Source organism: Phyllobacterium sp. K27 (genome assembly GCF_054796155.1).
The window spans coordinates 72,766-93,725 of the sequence record NZ_CM139240.1 but is presented as its reverse complement, the minus strand read 5'-3'; the positions used below and the strand labels follow the sequence as shown (position 1 = coordinate 93,725).

19 protein-coding genes are annotated in these 20,960 nt (G+C 54.0%); 14 read left to right on the top strand and 5 right to left on the bottom strand.

Going from position 1 to position 20,960, the window contains the following annotated elements; genetic code table 11:
• Window positions 1-26: 26 nt before the first annotated feature.
• From ACYJL1_RS00465 to ACYJL1_RS00450, 4 genes are read left to right on the top strand one after another with little or no spacing between them, the layout of a single operon-like run.
• Window positions 27-1,067 carry an ABC transporter substrate-binding protein gene (locus tag ACYJL1_RS00465; protein WP_460896524.1) on the top strand — a complete coding sequence of 347 codons (1,041 nt, stop codon included), beginning with the start codon at window positions 27-29 and terminating at the stop codon, window positions 1,065-1,067.
• 33 nt (window positions 1,068-1,100) lie between these two features.
• On the top strand, window positions 1,101-2,216 hold the full coding sequence (locus tag ACYJL1_RS00460) for an ABC transporter ATP-binding protein (RefSeq protein ID WP_460896523.1): 1,116 nt from the start codon (window positions 1,101-1,103) through the stop codon (window positions 2,214-2,216).
• Window positions 2,213-3,094 (top strand): ABC transporter permease, encoded by an 882-nt coding sequence (locus ACYJL1_RS00455; RefSeq protein ID WP_460896522.1) that lies wholly within the window; start codon window positions 2,213-2,215, stop codon window positions 3,092-3,094. Before ACYJL1_RS00460 ends, ACYJL1_RS00455 begins: the two co-directional genes overlap by 4 nt.
• A gap of 5 nt (window positions 3,095-3,099) precedes the next feature.
• Window positions 3,100-3,894, top strand: coding sequence for an ABC transporter permease (locus tag ACYJL1_RS00450; protein ID WP_460896521.1), 795 nt, complete (start codon window positions 3,100-3,102; stop codon window positions 3,892-3,894).
• A gap of 257 nt (window positions 3,895-4,151) precedes the next feature.
• Here ACYJL1_RS00450 and ACYJL1_RS00445 read toward each other — a convergent pair whose 3' ends face one another.
• Complete coding sequence (locus ACYJL1_RS00445; protein WP_460896520.1) at window positions 4,152-5,057, bottom strand: LysR substrate-binding domain-containing protein; 906 nt, start codon at window positions 5,055-5,057, stop codon at window positions 4,152-4,154.
• A gap of 182 nt (window positions 5,058-5,239) precedes the next feature.
• On the opposite strand from ACYJL1_RS00445, the gene ACYJL1_RS00440 reads away from it, so the two are divergent.
• The 3 genes from ACYJL1_RS00440 (at window position 5,240) to ACYJL1_RS00430 (ending at window position 8,091) form a co-directional block, all read left to right on the top strand.
• Window positions 5,240-5,980 carry a sulfite exporter TauE/SafE family protein gene (locus ACYJL1_RS00440; protein WP_460898097.1) on the top strand — a complete coding sequence of 247 codons (741 nt, stop codon included), beginning with the start codon at window positions 5,240-5,242 and terminating at the stop codon, window positions 5,978-5,980.
• A gap of 89 nt (window positions 5,981-6,069) precedes the next feature.
• Complete coding sequence (locus ACYJL1_RS00435) at window positions 6,070-7,314, top strand: serine hydrolase domain-containing protein (RefSeq protein WP_460896519.1); 1,245 nt, start codon at window positions 6,070-6,072, stop codon at window positions 7,312-7,314.
• Window positions 7,315-7,407: 93 nt separating this feature from the next.
• Window positions 7,408-8,091: a superoxide dismutase gene (locus ACYJL1_RS00430; protein WP_460896518.1), complete on the top strand. Its 684-nt coding sequence runs from the start codon at window positions 7,408-7,410 to the stop codon at window positions 8,089-8,091.
• Between the two features lie 69 nt (window positions 8,092-8,160).
• Here ACYJL1_RS00430 and amaB read toward each other — a convergent pair whose 3' ends face one another.
• Window positions 8,161-9,672 carry an L-piperidine-6-carboxylate dehydrogenase gene (gene amaB, locus ACYJL1_RS00425; protein ID WP_460896517.1) on the bottom strand — a complete coding sequence of 504 codons (1,512 nt, stop codon included), beginning with the start codon at window positions 9,670-9,672 and terminating at the stop codon, window positions 8,161-8,163.
• 70 nt (window positions 9,673-9,742) lie between these two features.
• Window positions 9,743-11,131: a 2-oxoadipate dioxygenase/decarboxylase HglS gene (gene hglS / locus ACYJL1_RS00420; protein WP_460896516.1), complete on the bottom strand. Its 1,389-nt coding sequence runs from the start codon at window positions 11,129-11,131 to the stop codon at window positions 9,743-9,745.
• Window positions 11,132-11,253: 122 nt separating this feature from the next.
• Here hglS and ACYJL1_RS00415 point away from each other — a divergent pair, with 122 nt between their 5' ends.
• The 3 genes from ACYJL1_RS00415 (at window position 11,254) to ACYJL1_RS00405 (ending at window position 14,465) form a co-directional block, all read left to right on the top strand.
• Window positions 11,254-12,180 carry a LysR family transcriptional regulator gene (locus ACYJL1_RS00415; protein ID WP_460896515.1) on the top strand — a complete coding sequence of 309 codons (927 nt, stop codon included), beginning with the start codon at window positions 11,254-11,256 and terminating at the stop codon, window positions 12,178-12,180.
• A 93-nt stretch (window positions 12,181-12,273) separates the two neighbouring features.
• Window positions 12,274-13,557 carry an NAD(P)/FAD-dependent oxidoreductase gene (locus ACYJL1_RS00410; protein WP_460896514.1) on the top strand — a complete coding sequence of 428 codons (1,284 nt, stop codon included), beginning with the start codon at window positions 12,274-12,276 and terminating at the stop codon, window positions 13,555-13,557.
• Between the two features lie 41 nt (window positions 13,558-13,598).
• Window positions 13,599-14,465, top strand: a complete 867-nt coding sequence (locus tag ACYJL1_RS00405; protein WP_460898096.1) for an endonuclease/exonuclease/phosphatase family protein — start codon at window positions 13,599-13,601, stop codon at window positions 14,463-14,465.
• Here ACYJL1_RS00405 and ACYJL1_RS00400 read toward each other — a convergent pair.
• Both ACYJL1_RS00400 and ACYJL1_RS00395 read right to left on the bottom strand, forming a co-directional pair.
• On the bottom strand, window positions 14,437-15,897 hold the full coding sequence (locus ACYJL1_RS00400; RefSeq protein ID WP_460896513.1) for a phospholipase D-like domain-containing protein: 1,461 nt from the start codon (window positions 15,895-15,897) through the stop codon (window positions 14,437-14,439). The two genes, ACYJL1_RS00405 and ACYJL1_RS00400, sit on opposite strands and share 29 nt — an antisense overlap.
• A 17-nt stretch (window positions 15,898-15,914) precedes the next feature.
• On the bottom strand, window positions 15,915-17,390 hold the full coding sequence (locus ACYJL1_RS00395) for a sensor histidine kinase (protein WP_460896512.1): 1,476 nt from the start codon (window positions 17,388-17,390) through the stop codon (window positions 15,915-15,917).
• Window positions 17,391-17,689: 299 nt separating this feature from the next.
• Here ACYJL1_RS00395 and rpmH point away from each other — a divergent pair, with 299 nt between their 5' ends.
• From rpmH to yihA, 4 genes are all read left to right on the top strand, one after another.
• The gene (rpmH, locus tag ACYJL1_RS00390) at window positions 17,690-17,824 is read left to right on the top strand and encodes a 50S ribosomal protein L34 (protein WP_460896511.1); all 135 of its coding nucleotides are present in this window, start codon (window positions 17,690-17,692) and stop codon (window positions 17,822-17,824) included.
• 47 nt (window positions 17,825-17,871) lie between these two features.
• The gene (gene rnpA / locus ACYJL1_RS00385; RefSeq protein WP_460896510.1) at window positions 17,872-18,234 is read left to right on the top strand and encodes a ribonuclease P protein component; all 363 of its coding nucleotides are present in this window, start codon (window positions 17,872-17,874) and stop codon (window positions 18,232-18,234) included.
• A gap of 47 nt (window positions 18,235-18,281) precedes the next feature.
• Window positions 18,282-20,123, top strand: a complete 1,842-nt coding sequence (gene yidC, locus ACYJL1_RS00380; protein WP_460896509.1) for a membrane protein insertase YidC — start codon at window positions 18,282-18,284, stop codon at window positions 20,121-20,123.
• A 179-nt stretch (window positions 20,124-20,302) separates the two neighbouring features.
• The gene (gene yihA / locus ACYJL1_RS00375) at window positions 20,303-20,938 is read left to right on the top strand and encodes a ribosome biogenesis GTP-binding protein YihA/YsxC (protein ID WP_460898095.1); all 636 of its coding nucleotides are present in this window, start codon (window positions 20,303-20,305) and stop codon (window positions 20,936-20,938) included.
• The last annotated feature ends 22 nt before the right edge of the window (window positions 20,939-20,960 follow it).

Sequence of the window (20,960 nt, the reverse complement as noted above, 5' to 3'; positions counted from 1 at the left end):
ATCAACTCAAAAAAACAGGGAACGAGATGATGTTTGCAAAACTTTCAATGGCTGTTTCAGCACTCACAATCGCTGCGATATCCAGTGCCTCTGCCGAGACAGTGACACTGACGGCCTATAGCGGGATATTTCAGGAACATTATACCAAGGCCGTTATCGAGCCTTTCATGAAGAAATATCCCGATATCACCGTGCAGTTTTACGGTATGCCGAATTCGGCTCAGATGCTTGGCACTTTGCGTGCACAAAAGAGCAGTCCGCAAATCGACGTGGCCATTCTCGATGTGAGTGTAGCCAAGGCTGGCGCGGACGAGGGCATTTTTGACAAGATCGACGAAAGCGTCTCGCCGAACGTCAAGGACCTTTATCCTAATGCACGTGTGGAGGGTGTTGCCGGGGTTGGCGTTACCTTCGACAATCTGGTCCTGATCTACAATACGGATCAGGTCAAGCAGGTGCCAAAATCTTGGAACGTGCTTTGGGATAAGCAATATGAAGGCAAACTGATCATCCCCTCGGTCCCGGATATTCAGGGAACGACATTCACCATCATTTCGAACAAGCTCGCCGGTGGCACTGATTATAAGACTGACCTTACAGCAGGCATTGCCAAGATCGGCGAGCTTGCTCCCGGTGTTCAGACATGGGAGCCTAAGCCGGATGTCTATGCGCCTATTGCCAATGGACAGGCGGCCTTGGGCATTGGCTGGAATGCCCGCGCGCAAATTTATTCACAGACGTCTGGCGGAAAGCTGGGTGTCTCATTGCCCGATGAGGGCAGCGGGTTTCAGATCAACACGATCAACCTCGTAAAAAATGCTCCGGCCGGAGACGCGGCGAAAAAATTTATCGATTACGCGCTCAGCCCCGAAGCACAGGCAGCGTTTACCAGCGAAATGTTCTATGCGCCGACAAACTCCAAGACAGTCGTTGCCAAGGAAGCCATCGAGCGCACAGCAGCAGACGATATGGACAAGATGATAGATATCGATTGGCTGGCCGTAGCGAAGATTCGGGATAACATCACCGAGCAATGGCGCCGCCGTATCATCCCGCTCAGCCGCTAAATCCCTGTCAGCGACGAAAATTTGGAGGCTAGAATGATGCATCAAACCATCAAAGGCAGCGGCGTTGAAACTGTCAGAGATCCTTATCTTTGTCTCGAAGGCGTCAACAAGAAGTATGGCTTGGTTGAAGTCATTTCCAATTTGAACCTTGAGGTCCGGAAGGGCGAGCTCATTGCATTGCTCGGTCCATCCGGTTGTGGCAAGACGACGACGCTACGCATGATCGCTGGTCTTATCTCACCGACCGCTGGCAAGATCGCGGTCGATGGTCGCGACGTAACCCATATCGCCCCGCACAGCCGCGATATGGGACTGGTCTTTCAAAGCTATGCGCTGTTTCCACACATGACGGTGGCCAAAAACGTGGCCTTCGGCCTGGAAATGCGTGGCCTGTCGCGCGCGGAAATCAATAAAAAAGTCACCAGGGCACTTGCCATGGTCCAACTCGAACATCTTGCCGAACGAAAGCCTCGGGAACTTTCAGGCGGCCAGCAACAGCGTGTCGCATTGGCTCGCGCGCTCGTCATCGAACCATCGATACTCCTGCTTGACGAACCGCTTTCAAATCTCGATGCGAAACTGCGCGATGAGATGCGGACGCAAATCCGGGATATTCAGCAGCAACTCGGCATCACGACCGTTTTCGTGACACATGATCAAGTGGAAGCCTTGAGCATGTGTGATCGCATCGTTGTTATGAAGGGCGGGCTTATCGAGCAGGTCGGAACGCCACGTGAAATTTATGAACGTCCCGCCACACCGTTCGTGGCTTCCTTTGTCGGCAGGACAAATCGTATCAAAGGCAAGCGGAATGGTGATGACGGCATACGAATTGGATCATCGACGATCCGGTCCGCTATTTCTGCGGAGCACGGGGATGTGATGGTGATGGTGCGTCCGCATCGCATTCATATTGATTGGGATTTGGCTGGGGCAGAGCAACAAACCGAAACAGCAAACCGAATGGCTGCACCGCTCTCGAGGGTCACTTTCGTTGGCGACGTCATCCAGTATCATTTCGATGTCGATGGTTCAGATTTCATTGTTGAGCAGTCGACTATGAAGTCTCAGGCAAGCCATCGTCCAGGCGAGAAGGCAGTGCTGTCTTGGAATATCGAGGACACGCTCGTCTTCGGAGTAGATCAATGACGGCAGCAACTTTTGACCTGTCTGTCAGCGTGCAGAAGCCGTCCAGCACGGCCAGCATAGCTGTTGCCTTGCTATTGCCGATAGCATTGGTCAACGCCATCGGCTTCATGCTCCCCGTGCTCAATCTTGCAAGAATGTCTTTCAACGAAGCCCTGCCGGGTGGTGGTATCGCGGAGACGTTTACTGTCGGCAACTGGACGGGATTGCTCCAGGATAGCTTCTATATCGAACTGATCACGAATTCGATCATGGTCAGTTTGGGAATTACCTTCGCAACCCTGTTGGTGAGCTATCCCATTGCCCTATATCTTCATCGTGCGTCCGGTGCTTGGCGCACATTCTTGACGGTGCTCGTCATTTCGCCGCTTCTGACTTCTGCGGTGGTGCGGACCTATGGCTGGATCGCGCTCCTTGCCGAACAAGGCCCCGTTGCTAATGTGATTACAGCGATGGGGTTTCAGCCGCCACGGATGATGTTCAACACCACCGGTGTCGCCATTGGACTAACCGAGATCCTCATGCCCTATATGATCTTGTCGCTAATGGCCGGATTCGGTCGGCTAGACCCCAAGGTAGAGGAGGCGGCCCGAACACTTGGCGCGACACCTTTCAGGACGTTCTGGCGCGTTATCCTGCCTCTCACTCTGCCAGGCATCGCCCTTGGGTGCCTTCTTTGCTTTGTCCTTGCCATTTCCTCCTTCATTACGCCGAAGCTTATGGGTGGCGGACGGGTGTTTTTGCTGGCGACGGAAATTTACGATCAGGCAATCGTAACGTTGAACTGGCCGCTGGCTGCGACGCTGTCGATGCTGGTGCTCATCATTTTCGGAGCGGCATTGGCTGTTTATTCGCGCATCCTGCGTGTGATCGAAGGATAACGGTAATGGAAGAAAATCCCACCTCCTGGTTTATGCGTGTGACCGTGACCATCCTGTTCCTTTTTTTGCTGGCGCCGGTCCTGCTTGTATTTCCGATTTCCTTCAGCGGCGATCAGGTTCTGGCCTTTCCGCCAAGCTCGTGGTCATTGCGGTGGTATGAAGCCTTCCTTGGACACACCGTCATGATGTCGGCATTCCTGACCAGTCTTGGACTTGCGGTCGTCGTTACCAGCCTCTCGTTGATTATCGCGGTTCCTGCTTCCTATGCGATCGTCCGGTTGAAGGTCACCGGATCGGAATTCCTGTTCAACCTGTTCACCGCGCCATTGCTGTTGCCAACGATCGTTCTTGGGCTGGCCATACTGATAATTTTCGCTTCGATGGGTCTCCTGGCGACTTTCACAGGCCTTGTCATCGGTCATCTGGTGATCACGCTTCCCTATGCGTTGCGGGTGCTGTCCGTATCGCTCGGCAATCTCAATCTTTCATGCGAAGAGGCGGCTTCATCACTCGGAGCCAAACCTCTAGCCGTTTTCAGAAAGGTTACCTTGCCGATGATGACGCCGGGCATCGTCGCCGCGACCGCGCTCTGTTTCCTCGTTTCGTTTGATGAAGTGGTCATCACGCTGTTCTTGACAGGCCCGAGAATGACCACGCTGCCAGTTGAACTGTTGCATCATGTCGAGAGTCAGGCTGATCCGCTAGTAGCGAGTGTTTCGGTTCTTCTGATCCTGATGACGGTGGCAGTGGTTATGATCGTGGACCGGACAATGGGTCTGACGAAAGCCTTTATGAAATAGTGGGTTCAAACGCTTGCTGGGAGTGGCTTAAACGTGCCGTGTCCCTAACGCCCAGTCATTGAGTGATCATATTCAATTGAAATTAAAGGAGAAATTACTATGTTTTTCAATGGCTTGGGCGGTTTCGGAGGGCAGCGCTCTATCCAGCTGAGCTACGGGTGCATGAGGCTGCGGAAAGCTCGCATGCGCGAAGCGATTCGCGCTGATGCGCGCCAAGGCTTCAATGGCGAATTTTGAATTCGGCTTGGTTATCTGGTTCAGTTCGGTGCCTGAACACCGGTCGGCGACAAGGTATCGGCAAGAAGTGCTGCCTGCGGCGTGAGATCGCTGAAACGACGGGCACAGAGGCACAGAAGCCGCGTCGCCCATTCATCATTGAGGGGAACTATCCTCAACTTGCGCGAGCGAGCGGCCTTGCGGGCCGCAGCCTCAGGAACAACGGCAATTCCAACATTATCCGAAACAAGCTGGCTAACGGCTTCCGGCGTTGTGACGCGCACCCGAAAGTTCAGATGGCGTCCAAGCTGTGCTGCCCGCCGGATGATGTGTTCCTGCAGGGCGTTGCCTATGGCCAGGCCTATGAAGGGTTCCGTCACCACGTCTTCAAAGCGGATTGAGCGGGCACCGGAAGCAAATGGGGAATTGCGCGCTAGCATGATTGCGAGCCGATCAATGCAAAAGGGCCGTTGTTCAAGACTCGATAGATCCGCCCAGCTGGCAGCTATACCAAGATCGGCATAGCCATTTGCAAGCTTTTCCGCGATCCGGTGACTGGGAAATTCCTCAAGATCCACATCGATGTGAGGGTTGGCCACGAGAAAGGTCGACAGTAAATCTGGCACAAATTGCGTAGCGGCGGCTGTGTTGGCTAGCAGGCGAACACGCGCCCTGAGACCATCGGCGTGCTTGCCAAGATGTCCGGTCATAGCCTCGATCTGGTTCTGGATTGTTCGCGCGTGATGAAGGAGCGTATGGCCAGCCGAGGTGAGGGCGACGCCGCGCCGTTTCCGCTCAACGAGGGCTACACCCAGCATATCCTCCATGCCCTTGATGCGCGCACTTGCCGATGCAAGCGCCAGGCCCGAGCGTTCGGCGCCCGCAGTGATGCTGCCGCTTTCAGCGATGTGCAAAAACAATCTCAGATCGACCAGATCAAATCGCAAACCAACACCTCGTGACTTCGGCCAGGACGAAGGCTAGCCGGGGTAATTCCAGATTGTGGATTTGGCGCGGAAAGGTCAAGAGTCAGCGTGGAATACACCAGGCGAACAGGAAGTGCTTTTACATGATTGAAGTTGCCGGAAAGCTGGTCAGTATCGCAACCAGCCATGTTATCGTCTCTCCGATGATCTGGATCATCGTGGCATCGGTGTTCCTGTTGGCTGGCCTTGTAAAAGGTGTCGTCGGGATGGGCTTGCCCACCGTAGCAATGGGTCTTCTGGCAATTATCATGCCTCCCGCACAAGGTGCTGCGATCCTGATTATCCCATCCTTCATTACCAATGTATGGCAGTTGCTGGCGGGCCCATCGTTCAAGTCGCTTTTCAAGCGCCTCTGGACCATGATGGCGGGCGTTGCCGTTGGAACCATCGCCGGAAGCGGTTGGCTGACAGGCGGTCACACCGGCGTTGCGCTATCCGGCCTTGGTGCGGCTTTGACGATCTATGCAATGCTGGGATTGCTGCAAGTCAGGTTTCAGATGAGCGGGCGTTATGAAAACCTGCTCTCGCCGCTGGTCGGGCTGATAACAGGACTCGTGACAGGAGCAACCGGCGTATTCGTTATTCCGGCGGTTCCGTACCTGCAGGCGTTGATGCTGGAAAAAGAAGAGCTGATCCAGGCATTGGGTCTGTCATTCACAGTATCTACGATCGCGCTGGCTCTTGGGCTCGCGCTACATGCCGGTGATCAAATGGCACCCGTGTCGCTGCTTGGTGTCTCGGTGCTTGCGCTGATTCCCGCTTTGCTTGGCATGTTCATCGGACAAATGCTTAGAGCGCGAATGAGCGCCGAAGCATTCCGGCGTGTCTTTTTCAGCGGACTGCTCTTGCTCGGCATATATTTAGTGATCACGGCCCTGATCTAATCCACGCTACGATAGAAAAACGGTTTCAAGCATTGAACCCGAGCGAAGAACACCGCACTCTTGCCGGACAACAGTAGGAGGAGATGCAAATGCTTCAAAATCACATGAGGGTATCACCGTTCAAGGCCACGATGGTTGGTGCGGCTTTGGTGTGGACTACTTTTCCGGTGCTTGCTGCTGACAGCACATATCCGCATGCAAATGAGCCTATCGGGACTGTTGAACAGGTCTATGATGGATCGCTCCTGCCGGATTTGGCTGTCAGCACCTATCGGAACATTGACCGGCTTTTTCCAACACGCACAATCAAAGCCGGAACAAATGCGCTTGATCTGCCAAAGGCTGACAAGCAGCTTACCAATGTAAAATTCAAGTATGAGGACAAGGACTACGACCTTTACGATTTCGTGGCACTCGATAACATCACAGCCATGCTTGTTATCAAGGACGGCAAGATCGCCTTTGAGACATATCAACGCGGGAACACTGAAAAGACACGTTGGATGTCGATGTCGGTGGCAAAGTCCATCAGCTCCACCCTTGCAGGTATAGCCATCAAGGATGGGTTGATCAAAGGCTTGGACGCGCAGGTCGTGGATTACGTGCCAGAGCTGAAAGGCAGTGCCTATGATGGTGTGTCAGTCCGCGATGTTTTGATGATGTCGTCGGGCGTACAGTGGAATGAAACCTACACTGATCCAAATTCGGATCGTCGTGCGCTTTTGAGAGCGCAAATATCGCAAAAACCACGCTCGGCTGTGGAGCTGATGGCGAAACTGCCGCGCGCTGCTGAGCCTGGGACATTGCACACCTACAGCACGGGAGAAACGCAGATTCTTGGCGAGATCGTACGCGGCGCGGTGAAAAAGCCCCTTGCTGACTATCTGTCCGAGAAAATCTGGGCGCCTTTCGGAATGGAAACCGATGCGAACTGGTGGCTGGATTCGCCGGATGGAGTCGAGATTGGTGGCAGCGGGATAAGCGCGACCTTGCGCGATTATGGGCGTTTCGGCCTCTTCTTCATGAACAATGGCGTTGTTAATGGTGAATCCTTATTGCCTGAGGGCTGGGTGAAAGACGCGACGACGCCCAAGACGCTCAAAGATGGCAAAAAGCTTGATTACGGCTATATGTGGTGGACGGCATGGACAGAGCCTTCCATCAAGGACGGTGCATTTTCCGCCATCGGGATTCAGGGTCAGAATATCTATATCGACCCGGTTGAAAAGGTCGTCATTGTCACGTTTGGAGCGCAACCCAAGCCGGTTGGCAAGGAGCCGATTGATCCCAATGTATTCTTTGATGCGGTCGTTGCGGAATTGAAAAAATCCTAAGCTGAGCAGCACAGCCATATGTGTCCCGTGGAACTCTGCTGCTTTACAGTCGTTTGCGCATATGCAGAGTTCCACCGAACGCAGGAGAATCAAATGAAAATGAACCGCCGCCATATGCTCGCGCTATCTGGCGCTGCAGCCGCCACGACACTTTTTTCGCCCTCCGTTCGTGCTCAGGCTTCGATGCCCTTCAAGCAGGCTGAACTGCCCTATGAAGAAGGAGCGTTAAGTCCAGTCATTTCAGCAAGGACTGTTGGTCTGCATTATGGCAAGCATCATGCGGGTTACTTCAAGAAGCTCAACACGCTGACCGAGAAAAAGCCCTATGCGGAACTACCTCTGGAAGAAGTTATCGTGCGTGCCAAAAAGGAAAATGAAACAGCAATTTTCAACAATGCCGCACAAGCATGGAATCACAATCTGTACTGGGAGCAGTTCAAAGGTGGACCCGCTGGGGCAGAGGGTGCATTTCTGGACGCCGCGCAAAATTCATTCGGCGGCATTGACGAATTGCAAAAGCAGATCGTCGCTGAATCGGACAAGGTGTTCGGCACCGGCTGGGTGTGGTTGGTAAAGGATGGCGATAAACTAGCCGTCATTGGAATGCAGGATGCGGGCAATCCACTGGCGGATGGCAAAAAGACGCTGCTCGGTATCGATGTGTGGGAACATGCCTACTATCTCGACTATGAGAACCGGCGGGCCGAGCATGTGGCTGCGGTACTGGAAAAGCTGGTAAACTGGCAATTTGTCGGAGAGCAGTTCCAGGCTGCGTAGGCGGTTTTGCAGAAATATTGCTCCCGCCGTTTTAACAGCGGGAGCAACTGCGTTGCAGTGAAATTCAGATCAATCGATGTCGAATGATACGCCTTGAGCCAAAGGCAATGCCTTCGAATAGTTCACAGTGTTGGTTGCGCGGCGCATATAGGCCTTCCATGCATCGGACCCGGATTCGCGTCCACCGCCAGTCTCTTTTTCGCCGCCAAATGCACCGCCGATTTCAGCACCGGATGTGCCAATATTGACATTGGCAATACCGCAATCCGAGCCGTCCGGGCTGAGGAAGCGTTCGGCTTCCTGCAAATTGAGCGTGAAAATCGAGGATGACAGACCGGCGCCAACAGCATTGTGCTCGACGATAGCCTGATCGAAATCACTATACTTCATAACGTAAAGGATCGGTGCGAAGGTCTCTTCAACGACAGGTCCGGTCTGCTTTGGCATTTCGATCAGGGCAGGGCGCACATAATAGGCGTTGGCATGATCGGTTTCGACACGCGCGCCGCCAGTAACCTTGCCACCGTGGGCTACTGCCTCACTGATTGATTTCTGCATATTGTCGAATGCTGCCTTGTCGATCAACGGACCAACCAAGGAAGGTGTATCGAGCGGGCTGCCGACGGAAACGCTTTCATAGGCCTTTTTGAGACGCGGGACGAGCGTGTCATAGACGCTTTCATGCACGAACAAGCGACGGAGCGTGGTGCAACGCTGTCCAGCTGTTCCCATGGCTCCGAAGGCAATGGCGCGCAGCGCCATATCAAGATCAGCCGATGGGCAAACAATACCGGCATTGTTGCCGCCAAGCTCAAGGATTGAACGGGCAAAACGCTTGGCCAGACGCGGGCCGACTTCGCGGCCCATGCGTGTGGAGCCTGTTGCTGAAACCAGTGCCACCTTCGGATGGTCAACAAGAGCCTCGCCGATTGTACGGTCACCCATCAAAGTCTGCGCGAGCCCGGCTGGAGCATCGCCGAAACGCTTTGCGGCGCGATCAAAAATGGCTTGGCAGGCAAGGCCGGTCAGCGGTGTTTTTTCCGATGGCTTCCAGACAACGGAATCGCCGCATACGAGGGCAAGCGCCGTGTTCCACGACCAGACAGCGACTGGAAAGTTGAAGGCAGAAATAACGCCAACAACGCCGAGCGGATGCCAGGTTTCCATCATGCGATGGCCGGGACGTTCTGTTGCGATGGTCAGGCCATAGAGCTGGCGCGAAAGACCAACTGCGAAATCACAGATGTCGATCATTTCCTGGACTTCGCCCAAACCTTCAGATGGAATCTTGCCAGCTTCGATTGAAACAAGCCGACCCAGATCATTCTTGTGCGCGCGCAGCTCTTCACCGAACAGGCGAACCAGTTCGCCGCGCTTGGGTGCGGGAACAAGACGCCATTCGCGGAAGGCTGCGTCGGCAGCTTCGATTGCTTCTGCCGTATCGGCAGCGGAATGAACTGCAACATCGGCAACTTTTTCACCTGTAACCGGGCTGAATGAAGCCATTGTGCCGCCCGTATAGGCCGCCTCCGCAACGCCGAGCTTGGAAAGGAGTGTTTTTACTTCCTGAGCAATAGTCATCTTGCTACCCTTTTTATCTGTCGAATGAGCTGACCGGCTTTTATCAGTCGGTACGGATTATTGAAACGGCCTAACTGGCAAGCGCAACCGGGCGCAATTGCTGTAAACAGTCTTCGATGGAGGCGTTTTCCAGATTGGCATAATGCTCGAATTCATCAAGCACCGGAGCGCCGAGATGGAGTTCAAACTCCTGCTGGCTCGGGCTGGCCGCAAACTTCTGAGCAGTTGCATCGCCAAGGTTTGACTGGAAAATACCCGCCGCGCTAACGGGCAGAAAATCCTCATAGACGATTGGATCGAACTGAACCGCGCCCTCGCGAATAAGGTCTTCGAGGTTACTGCTCCGAGCTGTCGAATCTGCAACAGGACTATAGCGGAAATAGCCGAGTTTTTCGGTGCGGATGGTTTCCCAGTCATCGGGAAAATCTTTGAATGCGTCCGCCAACGCGTCAATATAGGCTTGCGCGTTGGAGCCATCCGCTGCAGGGCGAATGACCTCGCGTGACTTTGTCAGCAGCCGGTCATAAAGCGCGCGACCTTTTGGTGTGAGGGCAATGCCTCGCTGCTCGATTTCGCCGAAACGTGCAGTGTGGGAACCTTTCTCCCAATTGCCTTCAGCATTGATGAAGGAAACACTTTCTTCCAAAGCCTTGAAGGAGGTTTGGCGTAAAAGAATGGGACATTGGCGCGTCGGCGGACCCTCAATAACTGCTTTGGGCGAAATGCCATTGGCTGGCATCAATGTCTGCACAGCATCAATGTCAAGCGTACGCGGCGTCAAATGGTTGATGTGCGGCCCCCTGAATGAGACAACATCGGCAATCAGACGATGGGCATCATGCAAACGGCGATAAAGGTCATTGCTGACGCTTGCGTGATCGTGCCAGCGAAATGTTTCGAGTATCTCCTGGACAAAGGATGCAGCATCATCCGCATCAAGACCGCCATTTGCTTCTGCTTTTTCGAGAAGCAAAAGAGCATCGGCGGTGAATATTTGTCGGGAAGCAAGCGTCTTGCGGGCTTCCACGCGAAGGGCGGCATCTTCGATGAGATCAAGGCGCAGCAAGGAAGTGAAAACCCGGAATGGATTTATCTTCAAGGCCGCATCGCCCACCGGACGGAACGCAGTCGAATGCACGGGAACGCCGGCCTCGCTCAGGTCGTAATAGCCGACTGGATACATTCCCATGACTGCAAAGACACGGCGCAGCATAGAAAGTTCAGCGGGTGTGCCAACACGTATAGCACCATGACGTTCTTCGGAGATGCGGTCGAGCGTGTCGGTCTGCTCCAATCGCTCGGCCAGATCCGGCGAGTCGGCCAAGGTCTTTTCATTCACTTCGGCAACGAGCGACAGCAAGGTTCCATAAGCAGGAACCTCGTTGCGATACATGGAGGACATGGCCGAAGAGAAGGACGCCCGGATAGTATCCGGCGCAAGAAACGTCAATGAGTTCATAATGATCGATTCCGCATTGAATTTGGACAGCAAATCTTTTCCTGTCATGCTCAATATGGATTATACAGACTGACAGCCCCCGCGTATTACGACGATTCAAACTGGGTTGATGCGAGAAGAGAATGAAGTTAACGAGACGCCTGATCCCTGACATCGATATTCTTCAAACGTTCGAATGTGCGGCCCGCCATGGCAGTTTCACCCAGGCGGCCAAGGAGTTGAGCCTGACCCAAAGCGCCGTATCGCGGCAATTGAGCGAGCTGGAAAATCAGATCGGCGTGCTCCTGTTCGAGCGCATACGTCAGCGGGTCGTTCTTTCCGATGCGGGCCAGAAGTTTTTGCCTGAAGTCAGGCGTCTGCTCGGTTTGACGGAAGAGACAATGTTGCGCGCCATGGCTGCATCCCAGTCGGCCTCGTCATTGAGTATCGCTACATTGCCGACATTTGGCAGCCGCTGGCTCATGCCAAGGTTACCGGATTTTCTCCATGGTCACCCGGAAATGGCACTGAGTGTTGCTTCCCGCTCGCAACCCTTCGATTTTGATGAGGAGCCTTTTGATCTGGCAATCCATTATGGCCAGCCGGTCTGGGCGCATGCGACGTGTACCTATCTATGCAGCGAAATGATTGTCCCTGTGGGCAGTCCGGAATTGTGCCGTGCAAATCCGATAGATACCCCTTCAGGGCTGGCAAATTCGGCACCATTGCTGCATTTATCCACGCGACCCAAAGCCTGGGCGTCGTGGTTCGAAACGCAGCAAGCCGAAGTCGTCAGCCCCTATAAGGGGCATCGATTCGAGCATTTTTCCATGGTCATTGAAGCCGCGTTGGCAGGGCTGGGATTCGCATTGCTCCCACGCTATCTCATCGAAAAGGAACTGGAGACGGGCCGTTTGCAGGTGCTGTTTGACCAGCCATTGCAGACCGAGAACAATTATTATCTGGTGGTGCCGGAGCACAAAAAGGAGAATCCGCTGGTGCAAAGCTTCATCAGCTGGATTGCGGCTCAAGTCAGCGACCAGCAACCGGATATGTCGGTCATTCGCTGACAGCATCATGTCTTCCAGGAATTTCATTTCCGTGGGCTGAAACCCGATTTATAACGGTGATCGAAACAAGAAATTTGGCCAAACGGTGATGCTATGCTGAACGATGAACACTCGCACGGCCTATGGGAGAAAACGGCGCCTCCCGCCCCAAAAACCGAGCGCTTGCATGGCGATATTTCCGTTGATGTTGCCGTCGTCGGCGCTGGCTTTACCGGGCTTTCTGCAGCGTTGCATCTTGCTGAAGCCGGTACGAAGGCTGCGGTTGTCGATGCTGTGGAAATCGGCTTTGGCGGCTCGGGCCGCAATGTTGGTCTCGTCAATGCAGGCATGTGGGTCATGCCAAATGATCTGCCTGCTGTGCTTGGCCATCTGCATGGCGAGCGTCTGCTTGAACTCTTGGGCAATGCCCCCCAATCCGTTTTCGACCTTGTCGACAAACATCAGATCGAGTGCGAGCTGGAGCGTAAGGGCACTTTGCATTGTGCCGTGGGCAAAAGCGGAATGAAACAGCTCGAACAGCGCGCAGAACAATGGCAGGCGCGTGGCGCGGCTGTTCGTCTTCTGGATGCAGCGGAAACGGCTGCCAAGGTAGGGTCGAGCGCTTATAGTGGCTCATTGCTGGATAGTCGCGCAGGCACAATTCAGCCGCTCGGCTATGTGCGTGGCCTGGCGAAAGCTGCTCAGGCAAATGGCGTCGCGATATATACGGACACACCCGTGCATGCGACCGAACGATCCGGCTCACAATGGGCCGTGCACACGCCATCAGGCACCATTTCCGCCGACTGGGTGATCGTCGCCACCAATGCTTATACAACGTTGCCATGGCCTGCGCTCAGAGCCGAACTATTGCACCTGCCATATTTCAATTTTGCCACGACGCCATTGCCGGAAAATGTGCGTGACACGATCTTGCCTGAACGGCAGGGTGGCTGGGACACAAAGGAAATTCTCAGCTCATTCCGAATGGATCGTGCCGGGCGACTTGTTTTCGGAAGTGTCGGTGCGTTGCGCGGAACGGGAATGGCTGTTCACAAAGCTTGGGCTGCCAGATCAATCCGCAAGCTCTTTCCCCAGATCAAGGATGTCACTTTCGAAGCTGGCTGGTACGGCAAGATCGGCATGACAAGTGATAATCTTCCAAGGTTCCACACACTTGCGCCCAACATTATAAGCTTTAGCGGCTATAACGGCCGTGGCATTGCTCCGGGCACTGTTTTTGGGCGCTTGCTCGCCGAACATATTACCGGCCGCGTCAGCGAAGCCAACCTGCCGCTTCCGGTGTCTCAGCCGAAAGAGGAGGGGATGCGCGGCCTTCGGGAAGGTTATTACGAGGTAGGCGCACAATTGGCACATCTGGTCGGCAACAGGCTCTAAAACACCTGCTTGCCATTCGGCGCATGGCGACTTATCTCTATTTGATGGATAGCAAGAAGCCGGCGCGGCCAATCAAGCCAAGCGTCTCAGCAAGTATTCTGGCGGCTGTCAGAAATCGCAAGAAGCGCCCTACGTCGGGCGTAGCGCGCGTGCGCAATGATTTGCTGATTGCCTCCTACAATGTTCACAAATGCGTAGGGATAGACAAGAAATTCGACCCTGACAGGATTGCTCACGTCATAAGTGAGATCGGCGCTGACGTTATTGCCATTCAGGAAGCCGACAAGCGTTTCGGCGAGCGTACCGGATTGCTCGACCTTGCGCGCTTGCATCGTGAGAACAGCCTTGTTCCTGTGCCGGTTACATCGCTCTATCCCAAGGGGCATGGATGGCATGGCAATCTTCTTCTGTTCCGGGAGGGGGTTGTGCGCCATGTGCAGCAACTCGTATTGCCGGGGCTGGAACCTCGGGGCGCATTGGTCGTTGATATCGATCTCGTCGCTGGGCCTTTACGGATAATCGCAGCACATTTCGGACTGCTCCGGCATTCGCGCCAGCAGCAGTCAGAAGCGATTCTGAGGGCAGTGAATGCCGATCCGTCCAGGCCGACGCTTTTGATGGGCGATCTCAATGAATGGCGCGTTGGCAAGGGGTCTTCCCTGCATTTATTGTCGCCGGTCTTTGATCCTGTGCAAAATGCCGTCCCAAGCTTTCCGTCACGCTTTCCGGTATTGGCATTGGACCGGGTGCTGGGGCACCCTCATAGTCTCGTGACGACCATCGAAGTTCACGACACGCCACTGGCGCGCGTTGCCTCCGACCATCTCCCGATCAAGGCCTATGTTGATTTGAAATCGGCTGTCGCGGAAGCCGGGTTTATCAAAGATAGGGTGAGCCTAGCCAGATAATCCTGTCCAGCAGCCGTTCCCAGAACGAACGCGCGCGCAGATCCTGAAGCAGGACAGGTTTTGCAGTATCCAGAGCATTCTGAACCAATCCTTCCACCATGGATGCAAACTCGGCATCCATGACCTCAAGGTCCACCTCGAAATTCAGGCGTAGCGATCGTGGGTCAAGGTTTGATGAACCCACATAGGCCCACACGCCATCGACTGAAAGCAGCTTTGAATGATTGAAGTTGCCACTGGCGCGCCATATCCGGCAGTGACTTTTCAAAATCTGGTCGAACTGTGCCGTCATGGCGCGATCCACCAGTTTGAGATTGTTATTGGATGGAATGACGATATCAACTTCAACGCCACGTCGGGCGGCGGTGACCAATGCGCTGATGAGCTCCCGGTCCGGCAGAAAGTAAGGAGACATGATGCGAATGTGGCTCTGCGCTATAGAGAACGCGCCCATGAGCATCTTATGATTGGCCTCAAGACTGCGATCAGGGCCGGAAGGTACGGCGCGGATGAAGACCGGTTCGCCGGATCGCTTTTCCGGAGGCGCGATATGCCAGGCTTCGCCGGTCAAAGCTTCGTTTGTTGTAAAACGCCAATCTTCAGAGGCTATATGGAAAAGATCCGTGACGATGGGGCCAGTCAAGCGAAAATGCGTATCGCGCGCATTGTCCTCACCGGCGACTTCGGCTGAGAATCCTGCGCGAATGTTCATGCCGCCGGTGAAGACCACCCTGCCGTCAACAACCAGTATTTTTCGGTGAGTCCGGAGATTGGCATAGGGCAGGCGAAGGCCCATGATGATATTGCCGTTGAACACATCCACCTTGATGCCATGTTTGGAGAGATAGCCGACGATGCTCGGAATGGAATAGCGCGCCCCGACGGCATCAATCAAAACCCGGACCTCCACCCCACGTTTTGATGCAGCAATAAGTGCATCCGCAAGGCGCAAGCCAATCTTGTCGCGGTCAAAAATATACGTTTCGACAAGTATGCTTCGCCCAGCCGAGCCAACGGCTTCAAGCATGGCCCGATAGGCTTCGTCGCCGGTCTGGAGCATGGTGATGCTATTGCCGGTGGTCAGACGACAGCGGCTGACGCGATCGCCCAACGTCTTCATTGCTGCAAGACGTTTTTCGAAATGCGCCAGAATGTCTTTTTCGGCAGCATCAAAACGCAGAAAGTTGCCTTGTCCTATTTCATGCAAGAATGCGCGCTGCGACGAAATGGATGAGCGCCGTATGCGGTTGATGCCCGCAATCGCGTAAATGAGTGGGCCAATGACCGGCGAGAGGATGATAACGCCGACCCAACCAATCGCTGCGCGAACTTCCTCTTTGGTCATTGTCGCGTGCACTGCGGCGGGGACGCCAAGGACAATCGAGAGGACGAAGAAAATTTGCGGCCAGTAAGCGGGGAGGTACTCAGACATCGCGACCAAACTTCATGTCATGAAGGTGCACTGCGGCGGGATCGCCATTCGGCGAGCGATACCGGCTGATCAGGGATGCGAATTTCAAAGCTCGTTCCGGCTCCCTCATGATCACGCAACTCGATGGTTCCGCCATGGGCGCGGACAAGCTCATGAACAATGGCGAGGCCAAGACCTGTGCCGCCAGACCGCGCCGAACCCTTGAATGCAGTGAAGAGATTTTCACGCGCTTTTGCGGGCAAGCCCGGGCCGGTATCGTCTATGCCAATGATTGATGTCATGCCGATTTGTCCGGCCGTGATCGTTAGTCGCCGGACCAATGACGGATCATTGCGGGTATCTCCGAGCATAGCTTGGACAGAGTTTCGACAGAGATTGGAAATGATTCGGAAAAACTGATCCGGGTCCACATCGATCTCGAATGTTTCGGGCACGAGGTTCTTGAATTCGATGGTCGGTTTCGTCCCGGCGCTTACTTTTGCATCCAGATCGAGCATTTCTTCCACATCATTAACGAGTGCATGGAGCTTGACCCTGCGTCGTTGCGGCGGAGCTTCCTGTGTTCCACCATAGGCTAGGACAGTTTGGGAATAGTTGATGGCCCGGTCAATCGTTCGCACAAGTTTGGGAATAAAGCGCTGTATGGCTGGATCGCTCGTATTGGCGAGGTGATCGGATATCAGTTGGGCAGATGCGAGAATATTGCGCATGTCATGATTGATCTTCGAGACGGCAAGGCCTAGGTCAACCAGATGTTTCTGCTCAGAGAGGGTCCGCTGCAAGCGCTGCTGCATATCAGCAAGCTCCCGCTCCGCTATGCCCAGTTCATCCTCGCGCTTTCCAGGCACGATGATGCGTTGGGGATCGTCAGGCTGCTGCGCAAAGGCGAGCATATTATCGCTCATTCTCTGTATTGGGCGAATGAGCAGATGGCTGATGGCGAGGAAGACGAGGCTGGCCGTAATCACCGAGATAAACAGCGAGATCAGGGCAACATTGCGGGCATAGAGCAACATGGCATTGCGCAAGGGCGCATCGGATGTGAGAAGCTCGACAACCTTCCCAGTATCGCCCACCGGACCATAAACCCGGATGATGCGGTCGCCGCCATTAATGAGTTCGTCGAATGCGTCTCGAATCATGGTCACAGGATCAGTAACGGCAATATCGATGTGCTTATCGACTTTCGATGGCATATCTGACACTGCAAGCAGGCGGGATGCGCCTTTTTCCCTTAATGCAATGGCCTTTGTGCCTGTCGCCAGCAAGACATCATCCTGCACGGATTGTGGAATATCCTTGGCATCGCTGGCGGCCAAGACCACGCTTGCAGCTGCGACGGTATTGAGCCTGTCTGACAACCAGCGAATACGCATATCTGCGATGGTGGGAACGAAGATCATGATTTCAGCAAGCAGGCCGAAAAGAAGAGTAAGGCGCAGCAATTTCCCGGAAAGGCGCTTTAAGACAGGCAAACGCCTTCCCGCGCTCATTTGCGGGCTTCTTTCTGGCTTTTGCTGACTATCGACCATATAAGCTCCATTGACCCTACATGATGTAGGTCAAATGCCCATGCCATACAATAAATCACTTGTTCCTGTTTGCCTATTTTTGAATCGCCTCCGTCAATTGACTTATAGGCTTCCCGCATCTATAAGCCGCCCACGTCCGGGTTGACCGCCCCACGCGACGTTTTATCAACGGTGTATTTTTAATACGCTAACGGCGGTCCTGATATGCTCCTGTCATAGGACAGACCACAAGAAGGGCCGCACACCGCGGTATTTAACAAATGAAGCGTACTTATCAGCCATCCAAGCTTGTCCGCGCACGTCGTCACGGGTTCCGTGCCCGTATGGCAACGGCAAGCGGCCGCAAGGTTATTGCAGCGCGTCGCGCTCGCGGTCGCAAGCGGTTGTCGGCATAAGTCATTCCGCGCGATTTCGTGCGGATGGCCAAAGTTGGCACTATAGAATGAATGAGCAAAAGCCACTCCGCCTTCGCAAGAGAGCGGAGTTTTTGGCTGTCCGTAACGGGGAAAAGCGCCGCGGTGCTTATTTTCTCGTTGAAGTAAAGCAGAGGGAAGATCAGGATGGTCCAACTCGTGTAGGCTTTACGGTCACAAAAAAAAACGGAAATGCTGTTGTCCGCAACCGCATAAAACGCCGCTTGCGAGAAGCTGTGCGCGTCAATGTTGCTAATGACATGGCTGCCGGAACCGACTATGTGATCGTTGCCCGCCCTGACGCCCTGAAGGCGCCTTTTGCGGATTTGACCCGGGAACTCTCTAAACGGGTTGCCAAGAAATCAATGACCCGGCGCTCGCCCAAGCCTTGACAGGCATAATTGAACCCGGCCCGACCGGATTAGACCAAGGACTGACAATGGAAACCAACCGTAATTTCTTCATCACCATTGCCTTATCCATTGTGATCCTGACGCTTTGGCAAGTGTTCTACATGAACCCCAGAGTTGAACAGCAGCGAGAGCAAGCACAGATCGAAGCCACACGACAGGGCCAAACCCGCGTTGACGGGCAGGCTAGCGCCCCAGCGGGAACGAATCCTGACGGAACGGCCAACCTGCCATCATCGACGCCAGCCGCTCCTGGCGCAAATATTCCAGGTCAATCCCCGGAAGCGCAGACGGGATCTTTGACCCGTGCGGCAGCATTGGGGCAGACGAGCCGTGTTCAGATCGACACGCCGAGCCTGAGCGGTTCATTGAGCCTGACGGGCGCGCGCTTGGATGATTTGCAACTCAAGCAATATCACGAGACAGTCGATAACAGCTCGCCGACGATCCAGCTTCTGAGCCCCTCGCAAATGGCTGATGGCCAGTTTGTCGAAATCGGGTTTACCGGGAACGATACGACGGGTGCGGTTCCGGGGCCGACAACTGTTTGGACAGTCGAAGGCAACAACAAGCTGACGCCTGCAACGCCTGTCACACTGGCCTTTACAAACGAAAAGGGTCTGACATTCAAGCGTACGATCAGCGTCGATGACAATTACATGTTCACGGTGAAGGATGCCGTAACCAACGGAACCCAGACGCCCGTTTCACTGGCGTCCTATGGCCGTGTAACCCGCTTTTCAAAGCCCCTGCACGCCAGCACCTATGTGATTCAGGAAGGCCCTATCGCTGTGACTGGTGGCAAGCTTCTCGAGTATAAGTTTGCAGCAATTGAAGATGAAAAAGAAGTCATGCCCGAGAAAACCAACATTGGTTGGATCGGTATAACCGACAAGTACTGGGCTGCGGCGTTGGTGCCATCATCCAACAAGCCGTTTCAGGCGCGTATGTCGTACTTTGACAATGGCCGTCCGCAATATCAGAGTGATTATCTTTCCGATGCAACGACGATTGAGCCTGGCCAATCGGCAAACATCGAGAATTTGGTTTTTGCGGGTGCCAAGGAAGTCGGCAAGATCAGCGCCTATGAAAAGGAACGCAATATTCCCCAGTTCGATCTTCTTATCGATTGGGGCTGGTTCTATTTCATTACCAAGCCGATGTTCTACCTCATCGATTGGCTCTATAAGGCAATCGGCAATTTTGGCGTCGCCATTCTCGTCGTGACGGTCATTTTGAAAGCGCTTTTCTTCCCGCTTGCCAACAAGTCCTATGCTTCTATGGCGCGTATGAAAATGGTGCAGCCCAAGATGACTGAAATCCGTGAGAAATATGCGGATGACAAGGTCAAACAGCAGCAAGCCATGATGGAATTGTACAAGACCGAAAAGATCAATCCGATCGCCGGTTGTTGGCCAATTCTTATCCAGATTCCGGTGTTCTTCGCGCTCTACAAGGTACTGTACGTCACCATCGAAATGCGCCATGCGCCATTCTTCGGCTGGATTCAGGACTTGGCCGCGCCGGATCCCACATCGATCTTCAACCTCTTTGGTCTTATCCCCTGGACAGTTCCAGCATTCCTGATGATCGGAATCTGGCCGCTGATCATGGGCGTGACGATGTTCCTGCAGATGCGCATGAACCCGACACCTCCAGACCCAACACAGCAGATGATCTTCAACTGGATGCCCGTCATTTTCACATTCATGCTGGCCAGCTTCCCGGCAGGTCTGGTGATCTACTGGGCCTGGAACAACACGCTATCCATTACACAACAGGCGATCATCATGAAGCGCCAGGGCGCGAAGGTGGAGCTTTGGGACAATCTTTCGGGGCTGTTCCGTAAAAAGCCAAAACCGGCCGAATAGTCTGTCTTAGATGAAGTTTGAGAGCCCCCGGCATGACCGGGGGCTTTTTCTTTTGATGGCATTCGGTTGACAACAACCCGAATAATATTGAATGCAGTCTCCTACCGACTGCCGAAGGAACTGGAAAAGACGTGAACGAAGCGCAAAACAATATAAACAGGCTCATCGAAAAAGGCCGGATGCTCTTCGCCAAAGGATGGGTATTTATCCGCGGCGTCCCTGCCATGAAATTCCTTCCGCCTGAAGGACCGCTTGAGATCGCTTTTGCGGGACGTTCAAATGTCGGCAAATCCTCATTGATCAACGCCATAATCGGGCAAAAGGGTCTGGCACGCACATCGAACACGCCAGGGCGAACACAGGAACTGAATTATTTTGTTCCAGAAGGTCATTCGGGTGAAGATGGCGATCTGCCACCCCTCGCAGTTGTCGACATGCCGGGCTACGGCTTTGCAGAAGCGCCGAAAGAACAGGTGGATGCATGGACACGGCTTGTTTTTGATTATTTGCGAGGCCGCACCACGCTTCGGCGCGTCTATCTTTTGATAGATGCTCGCCACGGTATCAAAAAGAATGATGCTGAAGTGCTTGATCTGCTCGATAGAGCGGCAGTCTCGTACCAGATTGTGCTGACGAAGATCGACAAGATCAAACCCGCCGGTGTTCCGCGTCTGATGGATGAGACCGCATTGGCGATCAAGAAGCGCGCGGCTGCCTATCCTCATATACTGGCAACATCTTCAGAAAAAAGCTCTGGTCTGGATGAATTGCGGGCGGCAATTGCGCAGCTTCTGGAAGAGCAGGAAAACCGGTAAAAAGCCCCGCATGATCCGGGTA